Source organism: Chromobacterium aquaticum (assembly GCF_021129195.1).
In the GTDB taxonomy this organism is placed as follows: Bacteria; Pseudomonadota; Gammaproteobacteria; order Burkholderiales; family Chromobacteriaceae; genus Chromobacterium; species Chromobacterium aquaticum.
This window is the reverse complement of the sequence record NZ_JAJOHW010000082.1, coordinates 54,749-76,715: the sequence shown is the minus strand read 5'-3', so window position 1 is coordinate 76,715 and position 21,967 is coordinate 54,749. Positions and strand designations below refer to the sequence as shown.

26 protein-coding genes are annotated in these 21,967 nt (G+C 64.8%); 13 read left to right on the top strand and 13 right to left on the bottom strand.

Annotated elements, in window-relative coordinates; genetic code table 11:
* Positions 1 to 485: hypothetical protein (locus LQT98_RS13060; protein WP_231462722.1), on the top strand; the 485-nt coding region annotated here is incomplete at its 5' end.
* Between the two features lie 10 nt (positions 486 to 495).
* On the opposite strand, the gene LQT98_RS13055 is transcribed toward LQT98_RS13060, so the two are convergent.
* The 4 genes from LQT98_RS13055 to LQT98_RS13040 all read right to left on the bottom strand — a co-directional run bounded on the left by LQT98_RS13055 (position 496) and on the right by LQT98_RS13040 (position 5,884).
* Positions 496 to 2,187 (bottom strand): cation:proton antiporter domain-containing protein, encoded by a 1,692-nt coding sequence (locus LQT98_RS13055; RefSeq protein WP_231462721.1) that lies wholly within the window; start codon positions 2,185 to 2,187, stop codon positions 496 to 498.
* A 156-nt stretch (positions 2,188 to 2,343) separates the two neighbouring features.
* On the bottom strand, positions 2,344 to 3,303 hold the full coding sequence (locus tag LQT98_RS13050; RefSeq protein WP_231462720.1) for a sensor domain-containing diguanylate cyclase: 960 nt from the start codon (positions 3,301 to 3,303) through the stop codon (positions 2,344 to 2,346).
* An 86-nt stretch (positions 3,304 to 3,389) separates the two neighbouring features.
* On the bottom strand, positions 3,390 to 4,517 hold the full coding sequence (locus LQT98_RS13045) for a DmpA family aminopeptidase (RefSeq protein WP_231462719.1): 1,128 nt from the start codon (positions 4,515 to 4,517) through the stop codon (positions 3,390 to 3,392).
* On the bottom strand, positions 4,514 to 5,884 hold the full coding sequence (locus LQT98_RS13040) for an APC family permease (protein WP_231462718.1): 1,371 nt from the start codon (positions 5,882 to 5,884) through the stop codon (positions 4,514 to 4,516). Before LQT98_RS13040 ends, LQT98_RS13045 begins: the two co-directional genes overlap by 4 nt.
* Positions 5,885 to 6,001: 117 nt before the next feature.
* Between LQT98_RS13040 and LQT98_RS13035 the strand changes: the two genes are divergently transcribed.
* Positions 6,002 to 6,793 carry a helix-turn-helix transcriptional regulator gene (locus LQT98_RS13035; RefSeq protein ID WP_231462717.1) on the top strand — a complete coding sequence of 264 codons (792 nt, stop codon included), beginning with the start codon at positions 6,002 to 6,004 and terminating at the stop codon, positions 6,791 to 6,793.
* Between the two features lie 150 nt (positions 6,794 to 6,943).
* Here the strand turns inward: LQT98_RS13035 and LQT98_RS13030 are convergent, their stop codons facing one another.
* The 5 genes from LQT98_RS13030 to LQT98_RS13010 form a co-directional block, all read right to left on the bottom strand.
* The gene (locus LQT98_RS13030) at positions 6,944 to 7,720 is read right to left on the bottom strand and encodes a transporter substrate-binding domain-containing protein (protein ID WP_269326023.1); all 777 of its coding nucleotides are present in this window, start codon (positions 7,718 to 7,720) and stop codon (positions 6,944 to 6,946) included.
* A gap of 75 nt (positions 7,721 to 7,795) precedes the next feature.
* Positions 7,796 to 8,470: a hypothetical protein gene (locus LQT98_RS13025; protein ID WP_231462715.1), complete on the bottom strand. Its 675-nt coding sequence runs from the start codon at positions 8,468 to 8,470 to the stop codon at positions 7,796 to 7,798.
* A gap of 83 nt (positions 8,471 to 8,553) precedes the next feature.
* Positions 8,554 to 9,345 (bottom strand): hypothetical protein, encoded by a 792-nt coding sequence (locus LQT98_RS13020; protein WP_156183933.1) that lies wholly within the window; start codon positions 9,343 to 9,345, stop codon positions 8,554 to 8,556.
* A gap of 69 nt (positions 9,346 to 9,414) precedes the next feature.
* Positions 9,415 to 9,942: a cupin domain-containing protein gene (locus LQT98_RS13015; protein ID WP_053074489.1), complete on the bottom strand. Its 528-nt coding sequence runs from the start codon at positions 9,940 to 9,942 to the stop codon at positions 9,415 to 9,417.
* Positions 9,943 to 10,009: 67 nt separating this feature from the next.
* On the bottom strand, positions 10,010 to 10,759 hold the full coding sequence (locus tag LQT98_RS13010) for a copper homeostasis protein CutC (RefSeq protein ID WP_231462713.1): 750 nt from the start codon (positions 10,757 to 10,759) through the stop codon (positions 10,010 to 10,012).
* A gap of 96 nt (positions 10,760 to 10,855) precedes the next feature.
* Here LQT98_RS13010 and LQT98_RS13005 point away from each other — a divergent pair, with 96 nt between their 5' ends.
* Positions 10,856 to 11,347, top strand: a complete 492-nt coding sequence (locus LQT98_RS13005) for a MaoC family dehydratase (RefSeq protein WP_231462712.1) — start codon at positions 10,856 to 10,858, stop codon at positions 11,345 to 11,347.
* A gap of 23 nt (positions 11,348 to 11,370) precedes the next feature.
* On the opposite strand, the gene LQT98_RS13000 is transcribed toward LQT98_RS13005, so the two are convergent.
* Both LQT98_RS13000 and LQT98_RS12995 read right to left on the bottom strand, forming a co-directional pair.
* Complete coding sequence (locus tag LQT98_RS13000; RefSeq protein ID WP_048411079.1) at positions 11,371 to 12,321, bottom strand: GMP reductase; 951 nt, start codon at positions 12,319 to 12,321, stop codon at positions 11,371 to 11,373.
* Between the two features lie 186 nt (positions 12,322 to 12,507).
* Positions 12,508 to 13,158 carry a ParA family protein gene (locus tag LQT98_RS12995; protein ID WP_048411080.1) on the bottom strand — a complete coding sequence of 217 codons (651 nt, stop codon included), beginning with the start codon at positions 13,156 to 13,158 and terminating at the stop codon, positions 12,508 to 12,510.
* A gap of 104 nt (positions 13,159 to 13,262) precedes the next feature.
* Here LQT98_RS12995 and LQT98_RS12990 point away from each other — a divergent pair, with 104 nt between their 5' ends.
* On the top strand, positions 13,263 to 13,925 hold the full coding sequence (locus tag LQT98_RS12990) for an HAD family hydrolase (RefSeq protein ID WP_231462710.1): 663 nt from the start codon (positions 13,263 to 13,265) through the stop codon (positions 13,923 to 13,925).
* A gap of 92 nt (positions 13,926 to 14,017) precedes the next feature.
* On the opposite strand, the gene LQT98_RS12985 is transcribed toward LQT98_RS12990, so the two are convergent.
* Both LQT98_RS12985 and LQT98_RS12980 read right to left on the bottom strand, forming a co-directional pair.
* Complete coding sequence (locus tag LQT98_RS12985; RefSeq protein WP_231462709.1) at positions 14,018 to 14,947, bottom strand: exopolyphosphatase; 930 nt, start codon at positions 14,945 to 14,947, stop codon at positions 14,018 to 14,020.
* 59 nt (positions 14,948 to 15,006) lie between these two features.
* Positions 15,007 to 15,594 (bottom strand): IMPACT family protein, encoded by a 588-nt coding sequence (locus LQT98_RS12980; protein ID WP_231462708.1) that lies wholly within the window; start codon positions 15,592 to 15,594, stop codon positions 15,007 to 15,009.
* 118 nt (positions 15,595 to 15,712) lie between these two features.
* On the opposite strand from LQT98_RS12980, the gene LQT98_RS24050 reads away from it, so the two are divergent.
* The 9 genes from LQT98_RS24050 to LQT98_RS12940 all read left to right on the top strand — a co-directional run bounded on the left by LQT98_RS24050 (position 15,713) and on the right by LQT98_RS12940 (position 21,955).
* Positions 15,713 to 15,841: a hypothetical protein gene (locus LQT98_RS24050; protein WP_255360820.1), complete on the top strand. Its 129-nt coding sequence runs from the start codon at positions 15,713 to 15,715 to the stop codon at positions 15,839 to 15,841.
* A gap of 92 nt (positions 15,842 to 15,933) precedes the next feature.
* Positions 15,934 to 16,365 (top strand): NfeD family protein, encoded by a 432-nt coding sequence (locus tag LQT98_RS12975; RefSeq protein WP_231462707.1) that lies wholly within the window; start codon positions 15,934 to 15,936, stop codon positions 16,363 to 16,365.
* Between the two features lie 8 nt (positions 16,366 to 16,373).
* Positions 16,374 to 17,318, top strand: a complete 945-nt coding sequence (locus LQT98_RS12970; protein ID WP_048411085.1) for an SPFH domain-containing protein — start codon at positions 16,374 to 16,376, stop codon at positions 17,316 to 17,318.
* Between the two features lie 59 nt (positions 17,319 to 17,377).
* Positions 17,378 to 17,911: a septation protein A gene (locus LQT98_RS12965; RefSeq protein WP_231462706.1), complete on the top strand. Its 534-nt coding sequence runs from the start codon at positions 17,378 to 17,380 to the stop codon at positions 17,909 to 17,911.
* A complete protein-coding gene (locus tag LQT98_RS12960; protein WP_456237132.1) occupies positions 17,908 to 18,213 on the top strand; it encodes a YciI family protein in 306 nt (101 codons plus the stop codon). Before LQT98_RS12965 ends, LQT98_RS12960 begins: the two co-directional genes overlap by 4 nt.
* Positions 18,210 to 18,476: a BolA family protein gene (locus tag LQT98_RS12955; protein WP_231462704.1), complete on the top strand. Its 267-nt coding sequence runs from the start codon at positions 18,210 to 18,212 to the stop codon at positions 18,474 to 18,476. The genes LQT98_RS12960 and LQT98_RS12955 overlap by 4 nt, the downstream gene beginning before the upstream one ends.
* A gap of 25 nt (positions 18,477 to 18,501) precedes the next feature.
* Positions 18,502 to 19,290, top strand: a complete 789-nt coding sequence (locus LQT98_RS12950; RefSeq protein ID WP_231462702.1) for a peptidylprolyl isomerase — start codon at positions 18,502 to 18,504, stop codon at positions 19,288 to 19,290.
* A 26-nt stretch (positions 19,291 to 19,316) separates the two neighbouring features.
* The gene (locus LQT98_RS12945; RefSeq protein ID WP_231462701.1) at positions 19,317 to 20,099 is read left to right on the top strand and encodes a peptidylprolyl isomerase; all 783 of its coding nucleotides are present in this window, start codon (positions 19,317 to 19,319) and stop codon (positions 20,097 to 20,099) included.
* A gap of 224 nt (positions 20,100 to 20,323) precedes the next feature.
* Positions 20,324 to 21,955: a methyl-accepting chemotaxis protein gene (locus LQT98_RS12940; protein WP_231462700.1), complete on the top strand. Its 1,632-nt coding sequence runs from the start codon at positions 20,324 to 20,326 to the stop codon at positions 21,953 to 21,955.
* Positions 21,956 to 21,967: the final 12 nt, after the last annotated feature.

Below are 21,967 nucleotides of genomic sequence, written 5' to 3'. Positions count from 1 at the left end.
GGATTGGAAGAGGCGTGAGCACGGACGGACATGCCGCGGCATGGACTACACTCAAGGCACTGCCCGCCGCGAAAACCGCCATGTCCACGCCACGCCATATCGGCATCAGCATCGCCTGCTCCCTGGAACGCGCCTATGCCTTGCTGGCGCCGCCGGAACATTTTCCACTATGGGCGTCCGGCCTGGCCGGCGCGCTGCGCCGCGCCGGCGACGGCTGGCTGGCGGACACGCCGCATGGCGCGATGCCGGTGCGCTTCTCTCCGCTCAACGACTACGGCGTGCTGGATCATTGGCTGTCGCCACCCGGCCAGGCCGAGGTTTATATTCCACTGCGCCTGCTGGCGCGCGATGATGGCTGCGAACTGGTGCTGACCCTGTTCCGCCCACCCGGCGTCGACGACGCTCGCTTCGAAGCCGACGCCGCCTGGGTGGCGCGCGATCTGGCCGCGGCCAAGGCCTGGCTGGAGAACCAGCCAGCAAGCTGAAGCCGCGCGCTCAGTGCGCGGCTTGCAGCCGTTCCGCGGCGAAACCGGCCAGCACATGCCGGCCCATGCTGCCCACCAGCTCTTCGTCGGCCAGAAACACCGTTCCCAGGCCTTCACGCCGCAGCAGCTCGGCCTCCTCGCCGCTACGCGCGCGCAGCGCGATGCGCAACTCCGGATTCAAGGTACGCGCCAGTTCCACCATCTGCCGCAGATTGAGCGCGTCGGCGGTGGAAACCGCCAGTACCGAGGCATTGACGATATGGGCCTGGATCAGCACCGCCGCCTCGGCGGCATCGCCGGTCACCGCCGCGCGGCCCTGATTGCGCAACGCTTCCACCAGTTCGCGGTTCTGGTCCACCACCACATAGGGCACGTGGCCGCGTTCCAACTCCGCGGCCAGACCGCGTCCAATCCTGCCATAACCCACCAACACCACCTGGCCTTCCAGGTATTTGCGCTCGGTGCTCATCGGCAGTTCCGCATAGGGGTCGGCACGGCGCTCCAGGCTGCGCGCCCATTCCGAGCGCGCCAACAGCCAGCCGCGCAGCGGCTCCAGCCCGGCGAACAACAGCGGATTGAGCGCAATCGAGATCAGCGCGCTGGCCAGCACCAGGCTCATGCCCTGCGCCGACAGCAGGCCCAGCGTCACGCCCAGGCCGGCCAGGATGAAGGAAAACTCGCCGATCTGCGCCAGGCTGGCGGCAATGGTCAGCGCCGTGGTCAGCGGGTAGCGGCATAGCGTGACCAAGGCCAGCGCCGCCAGGGTTTTGCCCAGCACGATGATGGCCACCGCGCTCAGCACCATCAGCGGCTGCTCCAGCAGAATGGTCGGATCGAACAACATGCCCACCGACACGAAGAACAGCACCGAGAACGCGTCGCGCAACGGCAAAGACTCGCGGGCGGCGCGATGGCTGAATTCGGACTCCCGCATCATCATGCCGGCGAAAAACGCGCCCAGCGCAAAGGAAACATTGAACAAATGGGCTGCGCCGAAGGCGATGCCGATGGCCGCCGCGGTCACCGCCAGCGTGAATAGTTCGCGCGAACCGGTTTTGGCCACCCGCCACAGCAGCCACGGCAAGGCGCGCCGGCCGACAATCAGCATCAGCGCGATGAAGGCAGTCACTTGCAACAGGGTCAGCGCAATGGTCAGCCACAGCGGCCCGCCGCCGGTGCTTACGGCCGACCCGCCCAGCAGCGCCGCCAGCGGCGGCATCAACACCAGCACCAGCACGCAAGCCAAGTCCTCCACCACCAGCCAGCCCACGGCGATGCGGCCGTTGATGGTGTCGAGAATGCCGCGCACCTCCAGCGCCTTGAGCAATACCACGGTACTGGCGCAAGACAATGACAAGCCGAAGATCAGGCCGCTGGACCAGCCCCAACCCCAGCACCAGGCGACGAACAGCGCCAGGCTGGTGGCCGCGCTCATCTGCACAATGGCCCCCGGCACGGCGATGCGCTTGACCGATAGCAGGTCTTTCATCGAAAAGTGCAGGCCGACGCCGAACATCAGCAGCATCACGCCGATTTCCGACAGCTGCGCGGCTATCTGCATATCCGCGACGAAACCCGGCGTCGCCGGGCCGATGACGATGCCGGCCAGCAGATAGCCGACCAGCGCCGGAATGCGAACCCGCTCGCACAGCAGCCCCAGGATCAGGGACAGGCCAAGACCCGCGGCAATGGTTGAAATCAATGAAACATTATGGACCATGGCGGCCGCCCCCCGAGCTGTGCTTGTTATACGGAACGCATGACCCGCATGCGCCGGTTTCAAACTAGAGGGGTATGAAAAGTGAAAGTTCCGGTGAAATTTCCCGAGCTTGGCCGCCTGCCGGCCACGGCCGGCGCGCTATTTCTTGGCGCCCTTGATCGCGTACATCAGCGTGTCGCCTTCCGCCAGCAGCGCTTCTATCGAAAAATGCCGCTCCGGGTCCAGCTCCACGATGCCGTCGGAAAATGCCAGCCGGTAGGGCTGGCCGGCGGCGTCGTTGTAAGCATCCAGATTGCGCGTGAACTTGTCGACCGCCGCCTGCGCCCGCTCGCGGCCGGCATCGGACAACAGCACCACGAACTCATCCCCGCCCAGGCGCGCCAGCAGATCGGCGGAGCGAAAGGAGGCGCGCATCTGCTCGGCGAAGGCCGCCAGCGCCTGATCCCCAACCGCGTGGCCATGGCAGTCGTTGATGGCCTTGAACTTGTCCAGATCCAGGAAGGCCAGGCTCACCGGCAAGGCCTGACGCGCGCAGAAATTCAGACTGTACTGCGCCAGCAGCCGGAAGCCGCGCCGATTGGAAATACCGGTCAGCTCATCGGTGGTGGCGGCCTGAAACGCGATCAGCTCCGCCTCCACCATCAAGGCCAGATCATGCAGCGCCTGCGCGTCGTCCTGATCGAAATCCCGCGGCAAGCCGTCCACCACGCACAAGGTGCCCACCTTGGCGCCATTGGCTGCATGCAGCGGGCAGCCGGCGTAGAAGCGGATATAGGGTTCGCCCACCACCAGCGGGTTGTCGGCGAAGCGCGCATCCGCCAGCGTGTCCGGAATAATGAAGATCTCGTCGCCCAGGATGGCATGGCCGCAAAAGGAAATGTCGCGCGAAGTCTCGTTCGTCGCCAGGCCCATGCAGGACTTGAACCACTGGCGGTTCTCATCCACTAGGCTAACCAGGGCGATGGGCACTCGGAACAGCCGCTTGGCCATTCTGGTCAGGCGGTCGAAACGCTCTTCCGCCGCGGTATCCAGCACTCCGAGCGCGCGCAGCGTCGCCAGGCGTTTCGCTTCGTCCGCCGGCGTTTCCGGTGTCTTCATCTCAGCCTCCCGCCTTGTCACGCCGCGTCAGCGCGGCCCCAGTCATGATAATAGCATTCCAGGGCCGCGCCAAATCGCGCCGCCGGCTAGCGCGGACGCCAGCCGCTGGCGTCCAGCGCGGTCAATAACTGCCGCGGCGTCAGGCCATGCGCCGCGTGGCCGTGGTTGCCGCGCATATCGCCGGCCGCCAGCAAGGCGTTGACGATGGCCTCCTCCACCGCTTCCGCCGCCGCCTCGAACAAGGGCGACAGATGATCGGCGTTGACCATGCGCACTTCGCTGCACAAGGGCCCTTTATCAGCGTAGTCGCTTACCGGCAGATCGCGGTTGCCGGTGGCGAAGGCGACGAAGATATCGCCGCTGGAGTCCTCGGTGCCGCCGCCGGTGCGGGCGATGCCGATGCCTGCGCGCTGCGCCAGCCGCCGGCATTGCTCCGGCAGCAAGGGCGCATCGGTGGCCAGCACCACCACGATGGAGCCCATGCCCGGCTGCGGCAGCCGCCGCTGCTCGAATGGCGAAGGAATGCGCTCGCAGCTCAAATGCCGCCCCACCGGATAGCCTTCAACCAATAAAGAGCCGCGCTTACCGTGATTGGCCTGCAACAGCGCCCCCACCGTCCAACCGCCGGCCGCCGCCGGCAAGCGCCGCGATGCGGTGCCGATGCCGCCCTTGAACTCATGGCAGATCATGCCGCTGCCGCCGCCGACGCTGCCTTCGGCCGGCAGCCCGCCGCTGGCCGCCCTCTGCGCGGCGCGCGCGTGCTCCGCCGTCACGTGGAAGCCGTTGATGTCGTTGAGCAGGCCGTCAAAGGTTTCCAGCACCACCGGCATGGTCCAGTACAACTGCGGCTCGCCGGCCACCGCCTCGCGCTCGCCGACGATCAGCGCGTCGCGCACCACGCCCACGCTGTGGGTATTGGTCAGCGCGATGGCCGTGGTCAGCATGCCGGCCTCGCGCAGCCATTCCAGGCCGGACGCATCGCCGTTGCCGTTCAGCACATGCACGCCGGCGAAGCATGGTGCGTGGCGCGCCAGGCCCGGCCGCGGCTCCACCACCGTCACCCCGGTGCGCGCGCGCCGGCCGTCGGCGAAATCCGCCCAGGCCTCGGCATGCCCGACGCGCACGCCCGGCACGTCGGTAATGGCGTTCAAGGCGCCCGGCTCGCCTTGGCCGATGCGAATGCCCAATGATCTTGCCCTGGATTGCATAGTCATCTCTCCTTCTGCTCATCGATAATCAATACCTTGCATCGCGGCCGCTGCGCGGCCAGCAGCACACCGGCCAGCACGATGCCGGCCATGATCCAGCCATCGCGCGCCGGCGCGTCCCGCAACGCCGCCCATAATAGATACACGCTGCCGGCCGCGGCCAATAACGGCGGCCACGGCCACCAGGGCATGCGGTAAGGATGGGGATGGCGGCCGCGACGGCTGCGCAGCGCCGCCAGCGCCAGCAATAGATAACTGAGCATCAGAATGATGACGGTGAACGAGGCCAGGCCGGCCAGGCTGGAATGAAAGGTCAGCAAGGCCGACGGCAAGGCCAGCGCCAGCGTGGCCACCCAGGGGGTGCCGAAGCGCGGATGGATGCGCTGCAGCGCCCGGCTCGCCGGCGCCGGCCACAGCCCGTCCCGGCCGCTGGAGTACAGAAAACGGCCGCTTTGCACCACGATGGCGATGATGGCGTTGAACACCGACAGGAAAATGCCGCCGCTGATCACCCGCGCCACCGCCGGGCTGCTCAAATGGCTGAGCACGTAGTGGATAGGGTCCGCCTGCCGGCTCAGCTCAGCCAGCGACGGCGCGCCCAGGATCAGCGCGGTGACCGGAATCAACTCCACCAGCACCACGATGAGCAGCGTCGCCAGCACCGCCTGCGCCACCGGGCGGCCGCTCTCGCTCATATCCTCGGCGAAATACACCGCGCCGCCGAAACCGTTGTAGGCGAATACCGCGATGCCCGCCATCGCCGCGATCGCCGCGACGGGAACCGTGGCGAGTCCGCCATCGGCCGCGGCCATCACCGGCTGCCACAACACCGCCGCCGGCTGCCGCGCCTCGCTGAAGCCCAGCCAGGCGATCAAGGTCAGCGCGGCCACTTCCAACAGCAGGAAAGAACCGGTCAGCCAGGCGTTCAGCTTGATGTCCAGCACCGCGATGCCGAAGCACAGCACGATCATCGCCAGCGCCACCTCCGCGCCGTCCAGCCGCGCGCCCAGCGCGGAATTCAGATAGGGCGCGGCGCCGGTGGCCAACACCGCCGGCACGAACAGCAACAGACACAAGATCAGCAGATACATCAGCAGGCTGAGCCGACGGCCGAATACCCGCTCTATCATTACGTACTCGCCGCCGGCATTGGGATGGGCCGCGCCCAGCTCGGCATAGCACAGCGCAAAGGCGGCGGCCAACAGCGCCGCCAGCGCGAAGGCGAGAAAGGTGCCGCTGCCGGCGCCTTGCAGCGCGAACGGCGCGATCACGAAAATGGAACTGGCCGGCGTCACGCCCGACACCGTGATCAACACCACGTCGGTCACGCTCAATGAACGGCGCAGCCCGGGGGTGGCCTTGGATGTGCTCATGCTCTGCTCTCCTCTTGTTGTGCGGCGCCTTGTAGTCAGACGCGTGGGAGACAGTGTATTTTGGCGCGGAAAGGGGCCCAATCACCGTGACGGGTTACCCCAAACCGGGAGGGCGGGATGGAAGGTCTGTTGAGGGAGTTGCCGCTGCACCAACATCTGGCGCAGTTGATGGCGCATATCGGCCTGCCGGGCTTTTGGCGCCAGCTGGCGCTGCTGCTGCGCGCCAGCGTGCCGCTGGACAATGCGCTGGCGGCCTGTTTTCGCGTCGGCGCGCCGCCCTTGATCCTGGAGGAGTGCGATTTCCAGCACCGCGCGGCGGCATCGCCGATGCCGCTGTACTGCCAGGGCCTCTACCTGCTGGACCCGTTCTATCTGTATAGCCGCCAGCCTTTTGCCGACGGTCTCTATCACCTGCCCGACATCGCGCCCGATCATTTCCGCCAAAGCGAATACTTTCAGCGTTATATGAGCGGCGAAGTGGGCGTGGACGAGGTCCAGTTGCTGCTGCGCGTGGCGCCGGATCAGGTTCTGTCATTGTCGCTGGGAAAAACCAGCGAATTCGCGCCCGCGGACATCGGCAAGCTGCGGGTGATGCAGCCCTGGCTGCTGGCGGCGATGCGACGCCATTGGCAGTTGCAGGCCGAGCCCTTGCCGCCGCCGGCGCGGCTGGCGGACCAATTGAGCCAGACCCTGGAACGCTTCGGCCACGGCAGGCTGAGCGAGCGCGAAGCCGAGGTGGCGCGGCTGACCTTGTGCGGTCTGTCCAGCAAGGCCATTGCCCAGCAATTGGCGATCTCGCCGGAAACCGTCAAGGTTCACCGCCGCAATCTGTATCTGAAGCTGGGCGTGGCCAGCCACGCCGAGCTGTTCAATTGCTATATCGAGCAGCTGCGCGGCAGCGAAGCTTAGAACGTGTTTACGATCTCGCGAGCTAAGGTGAGACAAGGCGAAAACGAGCGAAAAAGCGGAATGTACAGGTGGTACATGAGCATTTTGAGCTCGGTTTCAACGCCGTATCGCCGACGCGCAGCAGACTTTGAACAGGCTCTTAGGCTCGATTCAATTTCCCAGCCACTTGGCCGATAAGCCGACGAATTCGCCGTTCTGCAGGCTCTGGCTCAGCCATTGATCCACCCAGGCTTTCCAGCGCCAGTCGTTGGGCAGCAGATAGGCTTTTTGCGAAAAGTCGAACGGCTTCTCCGGGTGCACCGCGCACAGCTCCGGATGCAGTTTCTGCTGATAACGGGTTTCCACCGCGTCGGTCACCATCAGATCGGCCTTGCCGTCTATGATCTGCCGGAAAATGGTGACGTTGTCCGGATGCACGGTCAGAGTGGCCGCCGGCAGGCGGGCGCGCGCGAACTTTTCATTGGTGCCGCCCGGATTGACGATCAGCTTGACCCGGGGCTGGTTGATCTGGGCGATGGTCTGAAAACGCTGGACGTTTTCACAGCGGGTGATCGGCGTCTTGCCGTCGTTCAGATAGGGCTGCGAATACAGCGCCCGCTTTTGCCGCTCCAGATTGATCGACACCCCGCTCATCGCGATGTCGAACTTGCCGGCCTCGTGGTCGCGCATCAGCGTCGGCCAACTGGTGGCCACCAGCTCCAGCTTGACGCCCAGCGCCCGCGCCAGGCTCTCGGCCATCTCGATGTCCAGGCCGCGATAGGCGCCGCTGGCCGCGTCCCGTTCGCTGAACGGACGGTAATCTCCGGTGGTGCCCACCCGCACGCTGCCGCGTTGCAGGATATCGTCCAGGCGGTCCGCCAGCGCCGGCTGGCCGGCGATCAGGCCGGCCAAGAACAGGCCGCCCAATCTCTGTGTTGTCTTCATCATGCTTGCTTTCTTCTTCTGTTGTTTGCGCAGCGGACGCTGCCAGCGCCCTGCTCGCAAGACTCGCTCGGCGCGGTCTCAATAGGCCAGCGGGAAGGCGAAGACGTCTCGCTGATAAGTCTCCACCACCACGCTGAACGGCGCGTTGTCGCTGCCGCGATACAGCACCGCGCGGTGCTGCAGCACTTGCTGCGCGATGTCCAGCCCGCCGGCGCCGGCCTTGGGCGCCGGTTTCATTTCCCAGCCGGCCTCCAGTGGCGACCACAGCAGTTTGACCTCCTCGGTCTGACGGCGGAAATTCAGCGCCGCCACCGCGCGGCCAAACGGCACATCGCTGCCGTCCAGTTGGCGGTTCATCTCCGCCGTCAGCTTGGAGGGCAGATACCAATTGTCGGCTTCGGACAGCACATGCTCGCCACAGGCCAGCTGCACGCGGCGGTAGGCGACGCGCTCGTCCGGCTGCGCGCGCAGCTGCGCCCTCACCTCGGCGCTGGCGTCCTTGTGATCGGCGGGATTGCGCAAGGCGCGGATCTGCGCCGGCGCCGCCATCCGGTGCTCGGCGCACCATTGCTGCAAGGTGCGGGTGGCACTGCTATTGCTGAGCAAGGTGGCGTTCAGCGTTTGCAACAGCGCCAAGGCCTTGACGCGGGTATCGGCGCTATCCTGCCAGCCGGGGTGATTCCAGCCCTCCGCCAAGACCGGGCCGGCCGCCAGCCATAGGCAGCCGGCGGCCACGAGCATATTCTTGTGCATTTGTTTTCCCAGGGTGAATGGAAAGCGGATGGTAAAGTAAATGCTTTAGTTTCGGTAGCGGTCAATCGCCAAATACCCGGACTTCATTTATGTCCGCCCGCCTCCCGATGCTGGCTGGCGGAGCGCAGCAAAGCCTGGAAAGCCGGCGCCTCGCGCTGACGCTCCAGTTCCGCCCAGATCCTGGCCGGCAGCCCCGGCTCGCGGTAGGCCAACTGGCGCGACAGCATCAGGAAATAAGGCTTCTCCTCCAATGGCAGCCGGCAGCGTTCAATCACCTCCGCCAGTTCCGGGTGCTCGCGCAGCAGCTGTTCGGCGCGCGGGGTTTGCAGCGCCGCGCCGCTGAGCCGCCGCAAGCGCAGCATTTGCAGAATGGCCAAGGGATCGCGGTTGCTGTCGTCTATCTCCACCTGCTGCTTGCGCAGAAAAGCGCCAATGGAAAAATCGGTTTGCATGCCGATCGGCGCCATGCCGCTGGAGAGATGGCTGCCATCCCAGTCCACCGTGGTGCCCTTCAAGCGGTACAAGGAATAACTGGAACTGTGCAGCCGTCGGCCGCCGTCCGGCGCGCCGTCGGCCAATAGCGGATACAAGCCCCATTGTGAGCGCTCCGGCAGGAAGCTGGCGGCGAAGGCGCCGTCCATCTTGCCCTGGCTCAGCATATTGATGCAGCGCCGCCATGGCATCGGCTGCAGCAACACGGCCCGCCGCAACGGCGCTTGCAGTTGCTTGATCAGTTGAATGTCCAAACCGCCGCCGTGGCCGTCCAGCCAAGGATAGGAAATCTGATCCTCGTAACAGAACAACAGCGGTCCCGCCGCCGCGCTCATAGACCATGCCAGCGCCAGCGCCGCCGCCCGGCCCAATCCCCGCCTCATCGTTTCTCTACCCGCCCGTGCGCCATGCTTCCGTTATCGCTCATGCCGTCCCCGCCTGCCAAGCGCCGGCTATTTCTTCTTCGGCGCCGGCTGCACGCCGCGCTCCAGCAAGTCGAACACCCTGGGCCGCGGCGGCTCGCCGTCGTAATACGGCGCGCCCTCCAGCCGTCCCACCTGTTTCAGATGGCGCACCAGCACCTTGCCGCTGTCCGGATAGACGCAGACTTCGTGCGGGTCGTTGACGCCGATGCCCAGATAAACCAGGTCTTCATCGAAAGGGTTGGCGATCTGGTGCGCGACGCCATGACCGGCCGGACAGGAAACGCAGTCGCCAGGGCCGATTTCCTGAACGCTGTCACCCAGGCGCAGCACGCCGCGTCCGGACAGCACATAGAAGATTTCATCCTCGCGGGCATGGGCATGGAAGGGGCAGCCCACCCGTCCCGGCGGCAGCCGGGTCAGATTGGCGCCCAACCGGCCCGGCAAGGCGTCCAAGGCCGGCGTCAGCGGCTGGTAGCTGCCGCCCCAGACCTCGCCCTCCCGATAGTCGACGGCGGCGACCTGCTCGATATTGACCACATTCGGCGGCTTGCTCATGTCTGCGCTCCTGTCCCGGTCTCTTGCCGGACGATGTCGGCATCATCCCGCAGCCGTGAAACCAGAGTCAATCCAGCGCGCGCAAAACCTCGCACATCGCCCGCACCGTGGCGGCGCTGGTTTCGCGCCAGCCGTACTCATCGCCGCCGGCGCCCATGGATACGCCGGAACGGCGATGGCGCATCGCGCTGGCCACCACCGCGCTGGCCGAGGCGTGGAATTCCGCGCAGCCGGTGGCGCGCGCCAGCGCGGCCAGATTGTCCGGCAGCAGGCCGCCGCCCGGCATCAGCATCAGCCGCTCGCCCGCCTGACGGCGCAAGCCTGCGATCAGGACCGCGCCGTCCAGCGCCGTCGGCGCCTGGCCCGAGGTCAGCAAGCGGCGGCAGCCGCTGGCGATCACCTGCTCCAGCGCCTGCTCGGGATCACGCGCCAGATCGAAGGCGCGATGGAAGGTCGTCGTCATCGGCCCCGCCAGCCGGACCAGCTCGCGCGTGCGCTCGACATCGACCGCGCCATCGGCGTCCAGCAAGCCCAGCACCACGCCGTCCACGCCCAAGTCGCGGCAGGCCAGCACATCGCGGCGCATCACCTCGAACTCGTCGGCGGAATACAGGAAATCGCCGCCGCGCGGCCGCACGATCACATGCAGGTCGATGGATAGCCGCTGCCGCGCCAAGGCAATCATGCCCGGCGACGGCGTGACGCCACCGGTTTCCAGGCTGGCGCACAATTCCACCCTGGCCGCGCCGCCCTGCTCCGCCGCCAGGCAGGAGGCCAGCGAGGCGGCGCACACTTCCAACTGTCTATCTTGCGACAAAATATCGTTCTCCCTCGGTTGAATACAGTCCGGATTTTGACCGCTTGCGCCGGCCGCGTTAAGCTGCAAACTCAAGTGACGCGAACGTAAGTCGATATGCTCTATTTTGAAGATCTGCAGCCGGGCCAGCTATTCCACAGCCCCAGCCACACCCTCGGCGAAGAAGAACTGACCGGCTTCGCCCGCCAGTACGACCCGCAATATTTCCATACCGATCCGCAACGCGCGGCGGACAGCCTGTTCGGCGGCCTGGCCGCCAGCGGCTGGCAGACCAGCAGCCTGAGCATGCGGCTGGTGACCCAGACCGAATTGGGGAAAATGGCCAATGGCTTGATCGGCATGCAGATAGACAAGATGCGCTGGCCGCAGCCCACCCGCGCCGGCGACACGCTGCGCGTCAGCGTGGAAATCCTGGACAAGCGCCGCTCCGGCAGTCAGCCCGGCTTTGGCGTGGTGAAAGTGCGCTGGACCACCCGCAATCAGCGCGACGAAGTGGCGATGCAGCTGGAGTGCTCGATCTGGGCGCAATGCCGCGCGCTGCCGCGGCAAGACCAAGACGCGCCCGCGCCGGCGGCGCAAACCGCCTAGCCGCGCGGGCCCGCCTGGCCGGATCAGCGGCGGACCTGGATCATCTCGGCGCTGCGCAGCGCCTGCAATTCCTTGCCGCCGGCGTAGCTGATGGACGACTGCAAGTCTTCCTTCAGCTCGCACAGCAGCTTGCCGATGCTGCCCTTGTACTCCACCAGGATTTTCTTGCCCTCGACATTGACGTAGGCGCCCTTGTTGAACTGCGAGGCACTGCCGAAGTATTCCTTGTAGTGCTTGCCGTTGATCTCGACGATGTCGCCGGCGGATTCGTCATAGCCGGCAAACAGGGAACCGGCCATGATCATGCTGGCGCCGCAGGCCATGGCCTTGGCCATGTCGCCGTGCTCGACGATGCCGCCGTCGGCGATCACCGGCACGCTGACCGCGGCCACGCAGTCCTGCACCGTGGAAATCATCGGGCGATGAAAGCCAGTCTTGTTCTTGGTGATGCAGACGCGGCCGCCGGCGATGCCGGCCTTGATCGCGTCGCAACCCCAGCTTTGCAGATCGCGCGCGGCCTCGGCGGTGGCGATGTTGCCGCCGATCAGGAAGGTATCGGGGAAGTGCTGCTTGATGTGCTTGATCATGCGCTCGGCCTTCACGCACCAGGCGTTGGCGATGTCCAGCGTCATGTATTCCGGGGTAAGACCGGCCTGCTTGAGCGCGGCCAGTTGTTCCAGCGTGTCCTCGTTGACCCCGACGCTGATGGAGGCGAACAGGCCCTTGGCCTGCATGTCGCGAGTGAACTCGACCGCGTCCACATTGAAGCGGTGCATGGTGTAAAACCAGCCTTGCCGGGCGAAGAACTCGCAGGTGTCGGCGCTGACCACCGACTTCATGTTCGACGGGTAGATCGGCATGTCGAAACGGCGCGGGCCGAACTGAACCGAGGTATCGCACTCCTTGCGGCTGTCCACCACGGTTTTCTTCGGCACCAGGTAAACGTCGCCGTAATTGAGTTCTGTCTTGATCATGCGTGTGCTCCCAAAGCGGAATGAAGAGTCAAAAAACGAGGGGCCCCAAACATAAACGGGAGCTCGATGGCTCCCGTTTACAGTGTCCCCTGCGACGCCTCGCTTGGCTCGCACGCACTTACCGGCACACCTTACGCCGCAGGTTTCTTCACGTCAAGCGATTTTATTTCAGATCAAGACAAACGGCTATTTGTCGCACCAACTGCCGTCGGCGTCGCCGCCCAGCCAATTCAGCACCGGCTGCCAGGCGTCGCGGTCGCGCTGGGTGCGCGATGGCGGCAGATCGAACAGCGACAGGCCGCTGGAAGCCGCCTGCACGTAAAGCTGGGTGTCGCGCAGCCAGGTCAGCACCGGCACATCATGATTGGCCAGGAATTTTTCCAATTCGCGCGCCGAGCGGGTGCGCGGGTCCACCCGCATGCCCACCACCGCCATGAAGGCCTTGTTCTTGCGGATCGCCTTTTCTTCCAGCAATTGCTCGAAGAAGGCCTCGCTCGCCCACATATCGAACGGCGAAGGTTGAATCGGCACCAGGATACGGCTGACGCGGGACACCAGGGCCGCCAGCTTCTTGCCGTGCAGGCCGGCGGCGCTGTCCAGCACCACCACCTCGGTGCCCTTGGGCGGCCGCGCCGCCTCGCCGGCCTTGACTTCCCAGCCGGCGATGGAAGGCAGCGCCGCATCGCGTTGCGCCAGCCAGCCCAGCGACGACTGCTGCCGGTCCACATCGCCCAGCATCACCCGTTTGCCGCGCGCGGCGTAATAGCCGGCCAGATTGGTCGCCAGCGTCGATTTGCCGCTGCCGCCCTTGGGATTGGCCACCAATACCGATTGCACATCCGCCTCCTCTGCCGTTTGCGATGGCCCACTATACCAGAGGGGAAGTGCTTGCCGCAGCCGGGCCATCTGGCGTAAGGTCGAAGCCCGGAAAAGGAGTCCTCATGCCGCAAAACTATGACGCCATCTTGTTCGACATGGATGGCCTGATGATAGACACCGAGAGAATTTCGATGGAGTCCTGGCGCCGCGCCGCCGACGAGCTGGACATGACGCTCAGCGATCAATTGCTGCTGGACATGGTGGGCCTGTCCATGCGCCGCTGCACCGAATTCCTCAGTGAAAGGCTGGGCAGCCAGGACCACGCCGTCGCGCTGCAAAACGTGGGCCGCCGGCATTACTGGCAGATGCTGGAGCATGAGGAGATTCCGCTGAAGCGCGGCATCGAGGCGCTGCTGGACTGGGTGCGCGAACAAAACCTGCCGCGCGCGGTGGCCACCTCCACCCAGCGCCAGCTGGCGGACATCAAGCTGGGCCGCACCGGGCTCGCGTCTTATTTCGATACCGTGGTGGCCGGCGACGAAGTCGCCCATACCAAGCCGGCTCCGGACGTCTACCTCGCCGCCGCGCGCAAGCTGGGCGTCGATCCGCTGCGCTGCGTGGTGCTGGAGGATTCGGTCTACGGCCTGCACGCCGGCGTCGCCGCCGGCATGCGGGTGATCCTGGTGCCGGACCTGGTGACGCCGCCGGCGGACCAGACCCATCACGCGCTGGCGGTATGCCAGGACCTGCACCAGGCGCTGGAAGTGCTGCAACAGCTGGCCTGAGCGACAACCTGCTGCGCGTGATGAGGCGCGACACGGCGAGTTCAGCCGCGCCGCCTTGTCACGCCTTAATCCGCGCGATCGTTAATCGGCTCTCAACCGTGGCCGCGGATGCGCGCGACCAGTTCATCGCGCACATCTTCGGCCTGGTCGTTGCCCGCCTGGCAGGTGCCGGCCGCCTCGTGGCCGCCGCCGCCGTACTGCAGCATCAGCGCGCCGACATTGGTGCGCGAGCTGCGGTTGATGATGGACTTGCCCACCGCGAACACCGTGTTCTGCCGATTGACGCCCCATAGCTGGTGGATGGAGATATTGCAGTCCGGGAACAGCGCGTAAATCATGAAGCGGTTGGTGGGATGGATCACGTCCTCATGCAGCAGGTTCAACACCACCAGATTGCCGTAGACGCGGGAACAGCGCCGGATCTGCTCCTTGGCCAGCGCCTCGTGCTGGCGGTACAAGTCCACCCGCTCCTGCACATCGGGCAAGGCCAGGATCTCGTCTATGCCGTGGTCGCGGCAATAACGGATCAGGTCCAACATCAGTTGGTAATTGCTGACGCGGAACTCCTTGAAGCGCCCCAGGCCGGTGCGCGCGTCCATCAGATAATTGAGCAATACCCAGCCGGACGGGTGCAGCACTTCCTGTAGCGAATACTGGGCGGAATCCGCCTTGTCCACCGCCTCCATCATCTCGTCGCTGATATTGGGAAACGCCTGCTTGCCGCCGAAGTGGTTGAACACCACCCGCGCCGCCGACGGCGCCTTGGGATCGATCACATAATTGTCCGCGCTGGAATTGCGCAGGGTTTCGGAAAGATGGTGGTCGATGACCAGATGCGCCGCCGCCACGTAAGGCAGGTTGGTGGTGATGTCGTTCTCGGTGATTTCCACCTTGCCGTCCTGCATGTCCTTGGGGTGAGCGAACTTGATCTCCTTGATCATATTCAGTTCGTTGAGCAGCACCGCGCACACCAGTCCGTCGAAATCGCTGCGCGTCACCAGGCGATATTGCTGTTGCGACATGAGTTCCCTCTCTCCCTTTATGAAGGGCCGGCGCGGCCCCGCCCGCGCCGTACGGCGCCTCAGTCGACCGGCGACACCTCCAGCGCGCCGGCCATCCCGTCCGTCAACGCCGCCAGCAAGGCCTCGGCCTCGGCGAGCGGCAGGCTCAGCGTCAAGCTCACCCGCTCGCCGTAAACGGGCGTCGATACCGGCACGCCCAGTTCTTGGCACAAGTGGCGCAGCCGCGCCTCGCCGGCGAAATCCACCGTCGCCGCGTAATCGCCGCGCGCCACCATCGCCGTCAGGCTGGCCATGTCCATCGCGGCATTGACAGCTTGAGTGTAGGCTCTGACCAAGCCGCCCGCACCCAATTTAATTCCGCCGAAATACCGGACCACCACCGCCAGCACATCGCAAACGTCCTTATGCCGCAACACGTTGTACATCGGTCGCGCCGCGGTGCCGGACGGCTCGCCGTCGTCGTCCAGCATGGAATCCGCGCCGCACAGCAGCACCGCACAGTAATGCCGCGCGTCCGGCCATTGCGCGCGGATCTCCGCCAGCCGCGCCAGCGCCTCTTCCCGGCTGCTCACCGGCTGCACGATGCCGATGAAACGGCTCTTCTTGATTTCGATTTCGGCCTGCGCCGCTGCTTGCAACTGGAACATTCCGCCCCTCGGCTTGTCTGAGGTGATGGATTGTAACCCATCGCCGGCAAAGCACCGGGGCAGGCACTACAATGGAAATGGGAACGCGCCTTATTCACCTTGATGAGGAGTCCAAGCCATGATCGCTCTGCTCGTCGTACTGGTTTCGCTGCTTGCCGTGGTCTGGGTAATGCTGGACAAATTCTGGCTGGATGATGAGGAAGAGGCTCGCCTGTCCCATTATCTGCCGGACAAGGATCATGTTTAAACGCCCGCCCGCTTGAGAGAACGCACCCGCGCGCTTGTCATTCAGCGGCGATGGCATGAAAATGTGCGCATCAATTTGACAAGGTCATCGACTTGCCGCTAACCGCCATCTGGATCGCCAGCGCGCTGATCGCGCTGATCGCCGAGTTCTTCTCCGGCACCTTCTACCTGCTGGTCGTCGCCGTCGCCATGCTCTGCGGCGGCACTGCCGCCTGGCTCGGCGCCGCCGAAGCCAGCCAATACGTGATCGCCAGCCTTGCCGGCGTGGCCGGCGTGGCGCTGGTTTACGGCTACAAGCGCCGCCATCCAGCCTCCCCCAGCCAGCCGCGCGCCGACGACCCGGACCTGGGCCAGCCGGTGCAAATCCTCCATGCCGCCGCTTCCGGCCATGCCCGCGTGCAATACCGCGGCGCCGCCTGGGACGCGGCGACGGTGGACGGCGTAAGCCTGGAAGCCGGCGCCACCGCCTACATCGTCGGCCGCGACGGCAATCTGCTCAAAATCAGTTCAACCCAACCGGAATAACAAGACCCATGGAACTCCTGCCCCTGATCCTGCTCGCCGCCGTCATCGTCTTCGTGTTCAAATCGCTGGCGGTGGTGCCGCAGCAGAACGCCTACATCGTCGAGCGCCTCGGCCGCTATCACGGCACCCTGGCGCCCGGCCTCAACATCATCATTCCCTTCATCGACCGCATCGCCTACAAGCACAGCCTGAAGGAAGTGCCGCTGGACGTGCCCAGCCAGGTCTGCATCACCCGCGACAATACCCAGTTGAAAGTGGACGGCATCCTCTACTTCCAGGTCACCGACGCCCAGCGCGCCTCCTACGGCACCAGCAACTTCATCATCGCCATCACCCAGCTGTCGCAGACCACGCTGCGCTCGGTGATCGGCAAGATGGAGCTGGACAAGACCTTTGAAGAGCGCGACGAGATCAACCAGACCGTGGTGGCGGCGCTGGACGAGGCCGCGATCAACTGGGGCGTCAAAGTGCTGCGCTACGAGATCAAGGACCTGGTGCCGCCGCAGGACATCCTGCACGCGATGCAGGCGCAGATCACCGCGGAGCGGGAAAAGCGCGCGCGCATCGCTCAATCCGAAGGCTTGAAGATGGAGCAGATCAACCTGGCCAACGGCGCGCGCGAAGCGGCGATCCAGAAATCCCAGGGCGAGATGCAGGCCACCATCAACAATTCCGAAGGCGACAAGCAGGCCGCCATCAACAAGGCGCTGGGCGAGGCCGAGGCGCTGCGCCTGGTGGCCGACGCCACCGCCGACGCGATCAAACGCGTGGCCAGCTCCATCCACACCGAGGGCGGCCTGGAGGCGGTCAACCTGAAAGTGGCCGAGCAATACGTGGCCGCCTTCGGCAAATTGGCCAAGGAAAACAACACCATCATACTGCCGGCCAATGTCGCCGATGTCGGCTCGCTGGTGGCCAGCGCGATGAGCGTGGTCAAGCAGACCCAGCGCTAATCCCTTCTTAATCCTTGCCCGGCTTGAATATCGGCCGGGCCGCCCTCATAATCGTCCGCATGAAATTCTTCACCGACCTGTTCCCCGTCGTCCTGTTCTTCGCCACCTACTGGCTGAGCCGCGACATGTTCATCGCCACCGGCGTCGCCATCGCCGCCACCACCTTGCTGGTGGGCTGGACCTGGCTGCGCCACCGCAAGGTGGACACCATGCAATGGGTCAGCCTGGGCCTGATCGTGGTGCTGGGCGGCGCCACCCTGCTGCTGCACGACAAGCACTTCATCATGTGGAAACCCACGGTGCTGTACTGGGTGATGGGCGCCGGCCTGCTGATCAGCGACTTCCTCGGCAAGAACGGCCTGAAACTGATGATGGGTCAGCAGCTGCAGCTGCCGGCGCCGGTATGGCGCAAGCTGACCTGGGCCTGGACCGGCTTCTTCGCCTTCATGGGCGCGCTCAATCTGTTCGTCGCCTACCGTTTCAGCGAAGACGTCTGGGTCAATTTCAAACTGTTTGGCGGCCTGGGCCTGATGCTGGCCTTCGTCATCGCACAAAGCCTGTTCCTCGCCAAATACATTGAGGAAAAGAAATAATGCTTTACGCCATCATCGGCCAGGACACCGCCGACTCGCTGCCGCGCCGGCTGGCAGCGCGGCCCGCGCATCTGGCGCGGCTGCAGGCGCTGCAGGATGCAGGCCGCCTGGTGCTGGCCGGCCCCTGTCCGGCCATAGACAGCGCCAATCCCGGCCCCGCCGGCTTCAGCGGCAGCCTGATCGTCGCCGAGTTCGAATCGCTGGACGCCGCCCAGGCCTGGGCCGACGCCGACCCCTATATCGCGGCCGGCGTCTACGCCAGCGTCAGCGTCAAACCCTTTCTCAAGGCGTTTCCGCAATGAGCACCACGCTGGAACTCTTGAACGCCGCCTTGCAGGCGCTGGAGCCGGAACACCTGGACATCCAGGACGACAGCGCGCTGCACGCCGGCCACGTCGGCGCGCGCGACGGCGGCGGACATTACACGCTAACCATTGTCAGCGCCCGCTTTCAAGGATTGGGCCGCGTGCATCGCCACCGGCTGATCTATGAGGCCCTGGGCAGCTTGATGCAAACCAAGGTGCACGCGCTGGCCATCAAAGCGTTCACGCCTGAAGAAATCTGACTTGATTCCAAAGAAGGACAACCCCATGAAGCTTTCCCGCATCGCCGCCGTCGTGCTGGCCGCCAGCATCGCCCTGCCCGCCGCCGCGGAATCCATCGCCGTGGTCAACGGCGCCGCCATCGACAAGAAAGAACTGGACACCGCCGTCGCCAACGTGGTGCAAAGCAGCGGCGGCAAGGCCCAGGACAATCCGGAACTGCGCGAGCAACTGAAGAACTCGCTGATCACCCGCGAAGTGATTCTGCAGGAAGCGCGCAAGCGCCAGCTGGACAAGCAGCCGCTGTTCGCCCAGCGCCTGGACGACATCCGCAATGAAATGCTGCGCGAAGCGCTGTTCGCCGACATCGCCAAACAGGCGCCGGTGACCGACGCCCAGATCAAGGACGTCTACGACAAGCTGGCCGCCCAGCAATCCGGCAGCAAGGAAATCCACGCGCGCCAGATCACGCTGAAGAGCGAGGCCGACGCGCAGAAAGTGATTGCCGACCTGAAAAAAGGCGCCAAGTTCGACGACCTGGTGCGCACCCGTTCCATCGACCCCAACGCCAAGCAGAGCAACGGCGAAATGGGCTGGGGCAACCTCAACCGCATGGATCCGCCGCTGGCCGCCGCGCTGAAGGACATCCGCAAGGGTCAGACCAGCGGCAAGCCCTACCAGTCCCCGCTGGGCTGGCATGTGTTCAAGGTGGAAGACATTCGTGACGCCAAGCTTCCGTCGCTGGATGAGGCCAAGCCGCAAATCGGCCGCCAACTGCAAGAAGAAGCCATCGCCAAGGCAGTGGAAGACCTGCGCGCCAAGGCCAAGATCCAATAAACCAAACCTTCAGGACACCTAAGAATATGCGTAAACTCCTGCTGACCAGCGCCCTCGTTGCCGCCTTCGCCGGCAGCGCCATCGTGGTTGCCGGCCCGGTCGTCAACGGCCAGGCCATCTCCGACGCCCGCATCGACGCCGTGGTCAAGATGATGGAAGCCCAAGGCCAGCCGGCCAACCCGCAAGCGCGCGACATGGTCAAGGATCAACTGGTCACCGCCGAAGTGCTGCGCCAGGAAGCCGTGAAGAAGGGCCTGGACAAGTCGCCGGAATTCACCGCCGAACTGGCCAATATGCAAGCGATGGCATTGGCCAACCGCCTGATCAAGGACTATGAAAAGTCCAATCCGGTCAGCGACGCCGACCTGAAGGCCGAATACGACAAGCTGGTGGCCAGCGTGCCGGAAACCAAGCAATACCACGCGCGCCACATCCTGGTGAAGACCGAGGCCGAAGCCAAGGCGGTGATCGAAGCGCTGAAGAAGGGCAAGGCCTTCGACAAGCTGGCCAAGGAAAAATCGCAGGATCCGGGCAGCAAGGACAAGGGCGGCGATCTGGACTGGCAGGAAGCCGGCACCTTCGTGGCGCCGTTCTCCCAGGCCATGACCAAGCTGTCCAAGGGCGAAGTGACCGCCAAGCCGGTGAAAACCGAGTTCGGCTGGCACGTGATCAAGCTGGACGACGCCCGCGTGCAGCGCAATGTGCCGGCGCTGGACGACATCCGTCCGCAGCTGACCCAGCGCATCATGGGCGGCCGCGTGGAAAAGCTGATCGCCGACCTCAAGGCCAAGGCGCAAATCCAGCAATAAGCGCCGGATCCAAACCATGCAGCAAAGGCGGACGCGAGTCCGCCTTTTTTCATGGCCGCGTTAACACGGCTCACCCTTGCCTCTCACCCTCCCGCGTTTCATTTTGAAACAAAAAACGCCGCAAAAAATTCGTCGGCTAGCCTATAAGTAATTATTCACTTTCTGATCATTTCATAAATATATTAAATTGGAAGTACCACAATAATCCACGATGGGACAAACAGATGAAAAACCTGCGCATTGGACAAAGACTCGCCCTCGCCTTTGGCGCGCTGATCGCCCTGGTGCTGGTCATGAGCATCGTCATGCTCAGCGGCCTCTCCTCCATCAGCGACAGCATGGAAGACATCACCGACAACCGGCTGGAGTCCCTGCTGCTGGTGGCCCAGCTGGATCACCATCTGCAACAGCAACGCATAGGCGCGCGCGACCTGATCATTGAAACCGACCCGGCCAAGATGGCCGAGATCAAGGCGCAGACCGACCAAACCATCAAAGCGTTCAACAACGCCGAGAAAGCGCTGGAAGACCACTTCACCAAATTCCCGCCGATACCCGCCACCGCCGCCTTGCTCAAGGACGTGGGCCAGGCGCAGGAAGCGCTGGACGCGCCCACCAAAAAGCTGATGGCGCTGGCCATGGCCAACCAGAACAAGGAGGCCGAAGCCTTCATGGTTGGGCAGCACCGGCCGCTGATCCACCAACTGGAACAAAAGGTGGAAGACCTCACCAAGGCGCTGGCCGATCGCGCCCAGGACAGCCGCAAGGACGCGGAAACCAGCGCCACCGCGGTGCGCGCCACCGCGCTGACCATCACCGCCATCTGCCTGGCCGCGGCCGCGCTGATAGGCTGGCTGCTGACCCGCTCCATCACCCGCCCGCTGAACAGCGCGGTGGCGGCGGCGCGCGAAGTGGCCGCCGGCAATCTGCGCATCGAGCTGAAGCCGGACGGCAAGGACGAACCGGCCCAGGTGATCGCCGCGCTGGCCGATATGCGCGAGCAGCTGGTGAAAGCCATCGGCAATGTGCAGCAAGGCGCGGAAGAAGCCAATAGCGTGGCCGGCCATCTGTCCGAATCCGCCGAGCAGGTGCTGACCGCCTCGCACCAGCAAAGCCAGGCTGCCGCCAGCTCCGCCGCCGCGGTGGAACAGCTCACCGTCAGCATCAGCCACGTGGCCGAAGCCGCCCAGGAAGTACGCGAGCACGCGCAGACCAGCCTGGTCACCGCCAAGAACGGCACCGCCCAGCTCAGCCTGCTGATCAAGGAAGTCGACAATGTAGAGAAAGCGGTCAACGGCATCGCCGACGCGGTAAAGAACTTCGTCGCCAACACCCGCAAGATCACCAGCATGACCAGCCAGGTGCGCGACATCGCCGACCAGACCAATCTGCTGGCGCTGAACGCCGCCATCGAGGCGGCGCGCGCCGGCGAACTGGGCCGCGGCTTCGCGGTGGTGGCCGACGAAGTGCGCGTGCTGGCGGAACGCTCGGCCGAATCCGCCAAGGAAATCGACCAGGTCACCCATGTGCTGGGCACCCAGTCGGTGGAGCTGGAAGACGCCATCACCAGCAGCCTCGCCTCGCTGAGCAGCAGCCAGGCCTTCGTCTCCACCGTGGAAAACGCGCTGCAGGAAGGCGAGCAGGCGGTGGCCAAGTCCACCGACAGCACCGGCACCATCGTCAGCGCGGTGCAGGAACAGAAGCTGGCCAGCACCGAGATCGCGCAGAACATGGAAAAAGTGGCGCAGATGGCCGAGGAAAACACCGCCATCGTCAGCAATGTGGCGGACAGCTCGCGCTCGATGTCGGACATCGCCCAGAACCTGCATCAGGCGGTGCGTTTCTTCCGCATCTGAGCCGCCAGCCGC

Bases quoted from the DNA above. Each gene is read 5' to 3' on its own strand.
- LQT98_RS13050 (WP_231462720.1), bottom strand. From the start codon at position 3,303: ATGAAGACACCGGAAACGCCGGCGGACGAAGCGAAACGCCTGGCGACG.
- LQT98_RS13045 (WP_231462719.1), bottom strand. From the start codon at position 4,517: ATGACTATGCAATCCAGGGCAAGATCATTGGGCATTCGCATCGGCCAA.
- LQT98_RS13040 (WP_231462718.1), bottom strand. From the start codon at position 5,884: ATGAGCACATCCAAGGCCACCCCCGGGCTGCGCCGTTCATTGAGCGTG.
- LQT98_RS13035 (WP_231462717.1), top strand. From the start codon at position 6,002: ATGGAAGGTCTGTTGAGGGAGTTGCCGCTGCACCAACATCTGGCGCAG.
- LQT98_RS13030 (WP_269326023.1), bottom strand. From the start codon at position 7,720: ATGATGAAGACAACACAGAGATTGGGCGGCCTGTTCTTGGCCGGCCTG.
- LQT98_RS13025 (WP_231462715.1), bottom strand. From the start codon at position 8,470: ATGCACAAGAATATGCTCGTGGCCGCCGGCTGCCTATGGCTGGCGGCC.
- LQT98_RS13020 (WP_156183933.1), bottom strand. From the start codon at position 9,345: ATGAGGCGGGGATTGGGCCGGGCGGCGGCGCTGGCGCTGGCATGGTCT.
- LQT98_RS13015 (WP_053074489.1), bottom strand. From the start codon at position 9,942: ATGAGCAAGCCGCCGAATGTGGTCAATATCGAGCAGGTCGCCGCCGTC.
- LQT98_RS13005 (WP_231462712.1), top strand. From the start codon at position 10,856: ATGCTCTATTTTGAAGATCTGCAGCCGGGCCAGCTATTCCACAGCCCC.
- LQT98_RS13000 (WP_048411079.1), bottom strand. From the start codon at position 12,321: ATGATCAAGACAGAACTCAATTACGGCGACGTTTACCTGGTGCCGAAG.
- LQT98_RS12990 (WP_231462710.1), top strand. From the start codon at position 13,263: ATGCCGCAAAACTATGACGCCATCTTGTTCGACATGGATGGCCTGATG.
- LQT98_RS12985 (WP_231462709.1), bottom strand. From the start codon at position 14,947: ATGTCGCAACAGCAATATCGCCTGGTGACGCGCAGCGATTTCGACGGA.
- LQT98_RS12980 (WP_231462708.1), bottom strand. From the start codon at position 15,594: ATGTTCCAGTTGCAAGCAGCGGCGCAGGCCGAAATCGAAATCAAGAAG.
- LQT98_RS24050 (WP_255360820.1), top strand. From the start codon at position 15,713: ATGATCGCTCTGCTCGTCGTACTGGTTTCGCTGCTTGCCGTGGTCTGG.
- LQT98_RS12970 (WP_048411085.1), top strand. From the start codon at position 16,374: ATGGAACTCCTGCCCCTGATCCTGCTCGCCGCCGTCATCGTCTTCGTG.
- LQT98_RS12965 (WP_231462706.1), top strand. From the start codon at position 17,378: ATGAAATTCTTCACCGACCTGTTCCCCGTCGTCCTGTTCTTCGCCACC.
- LQT98_RS12955 (WP_231462704.1), top strand. From the start codon at position 18,210: ATGAGCACCACGCTGGAACTCTTGAACGCCGCCTTGCAGGCGCTGGAG.
- LQT98_RS12950 (WP_231462702.1), top strand. From the start codon at position 18,502: ATGAAGCTTTCCCGCATCGCCGCCGTCGTGCTGGCCGCCAGCATCGCC.
- LQT98_RS12945 (WP_231462701.1), top strand. From the start codon at position 19,317: ATGCGTAAACTCCTGCTGACCAGCGCCCTCGTTGCCGCCTTCGCCGGC.
- LQT98_RS12940 (WP_231462700.1), top strand. From the start codon at position 20,324: ATGAAAAACCTGCGCATTGGACAAAGACTCGCCCTCGCCTTTGGCGCG.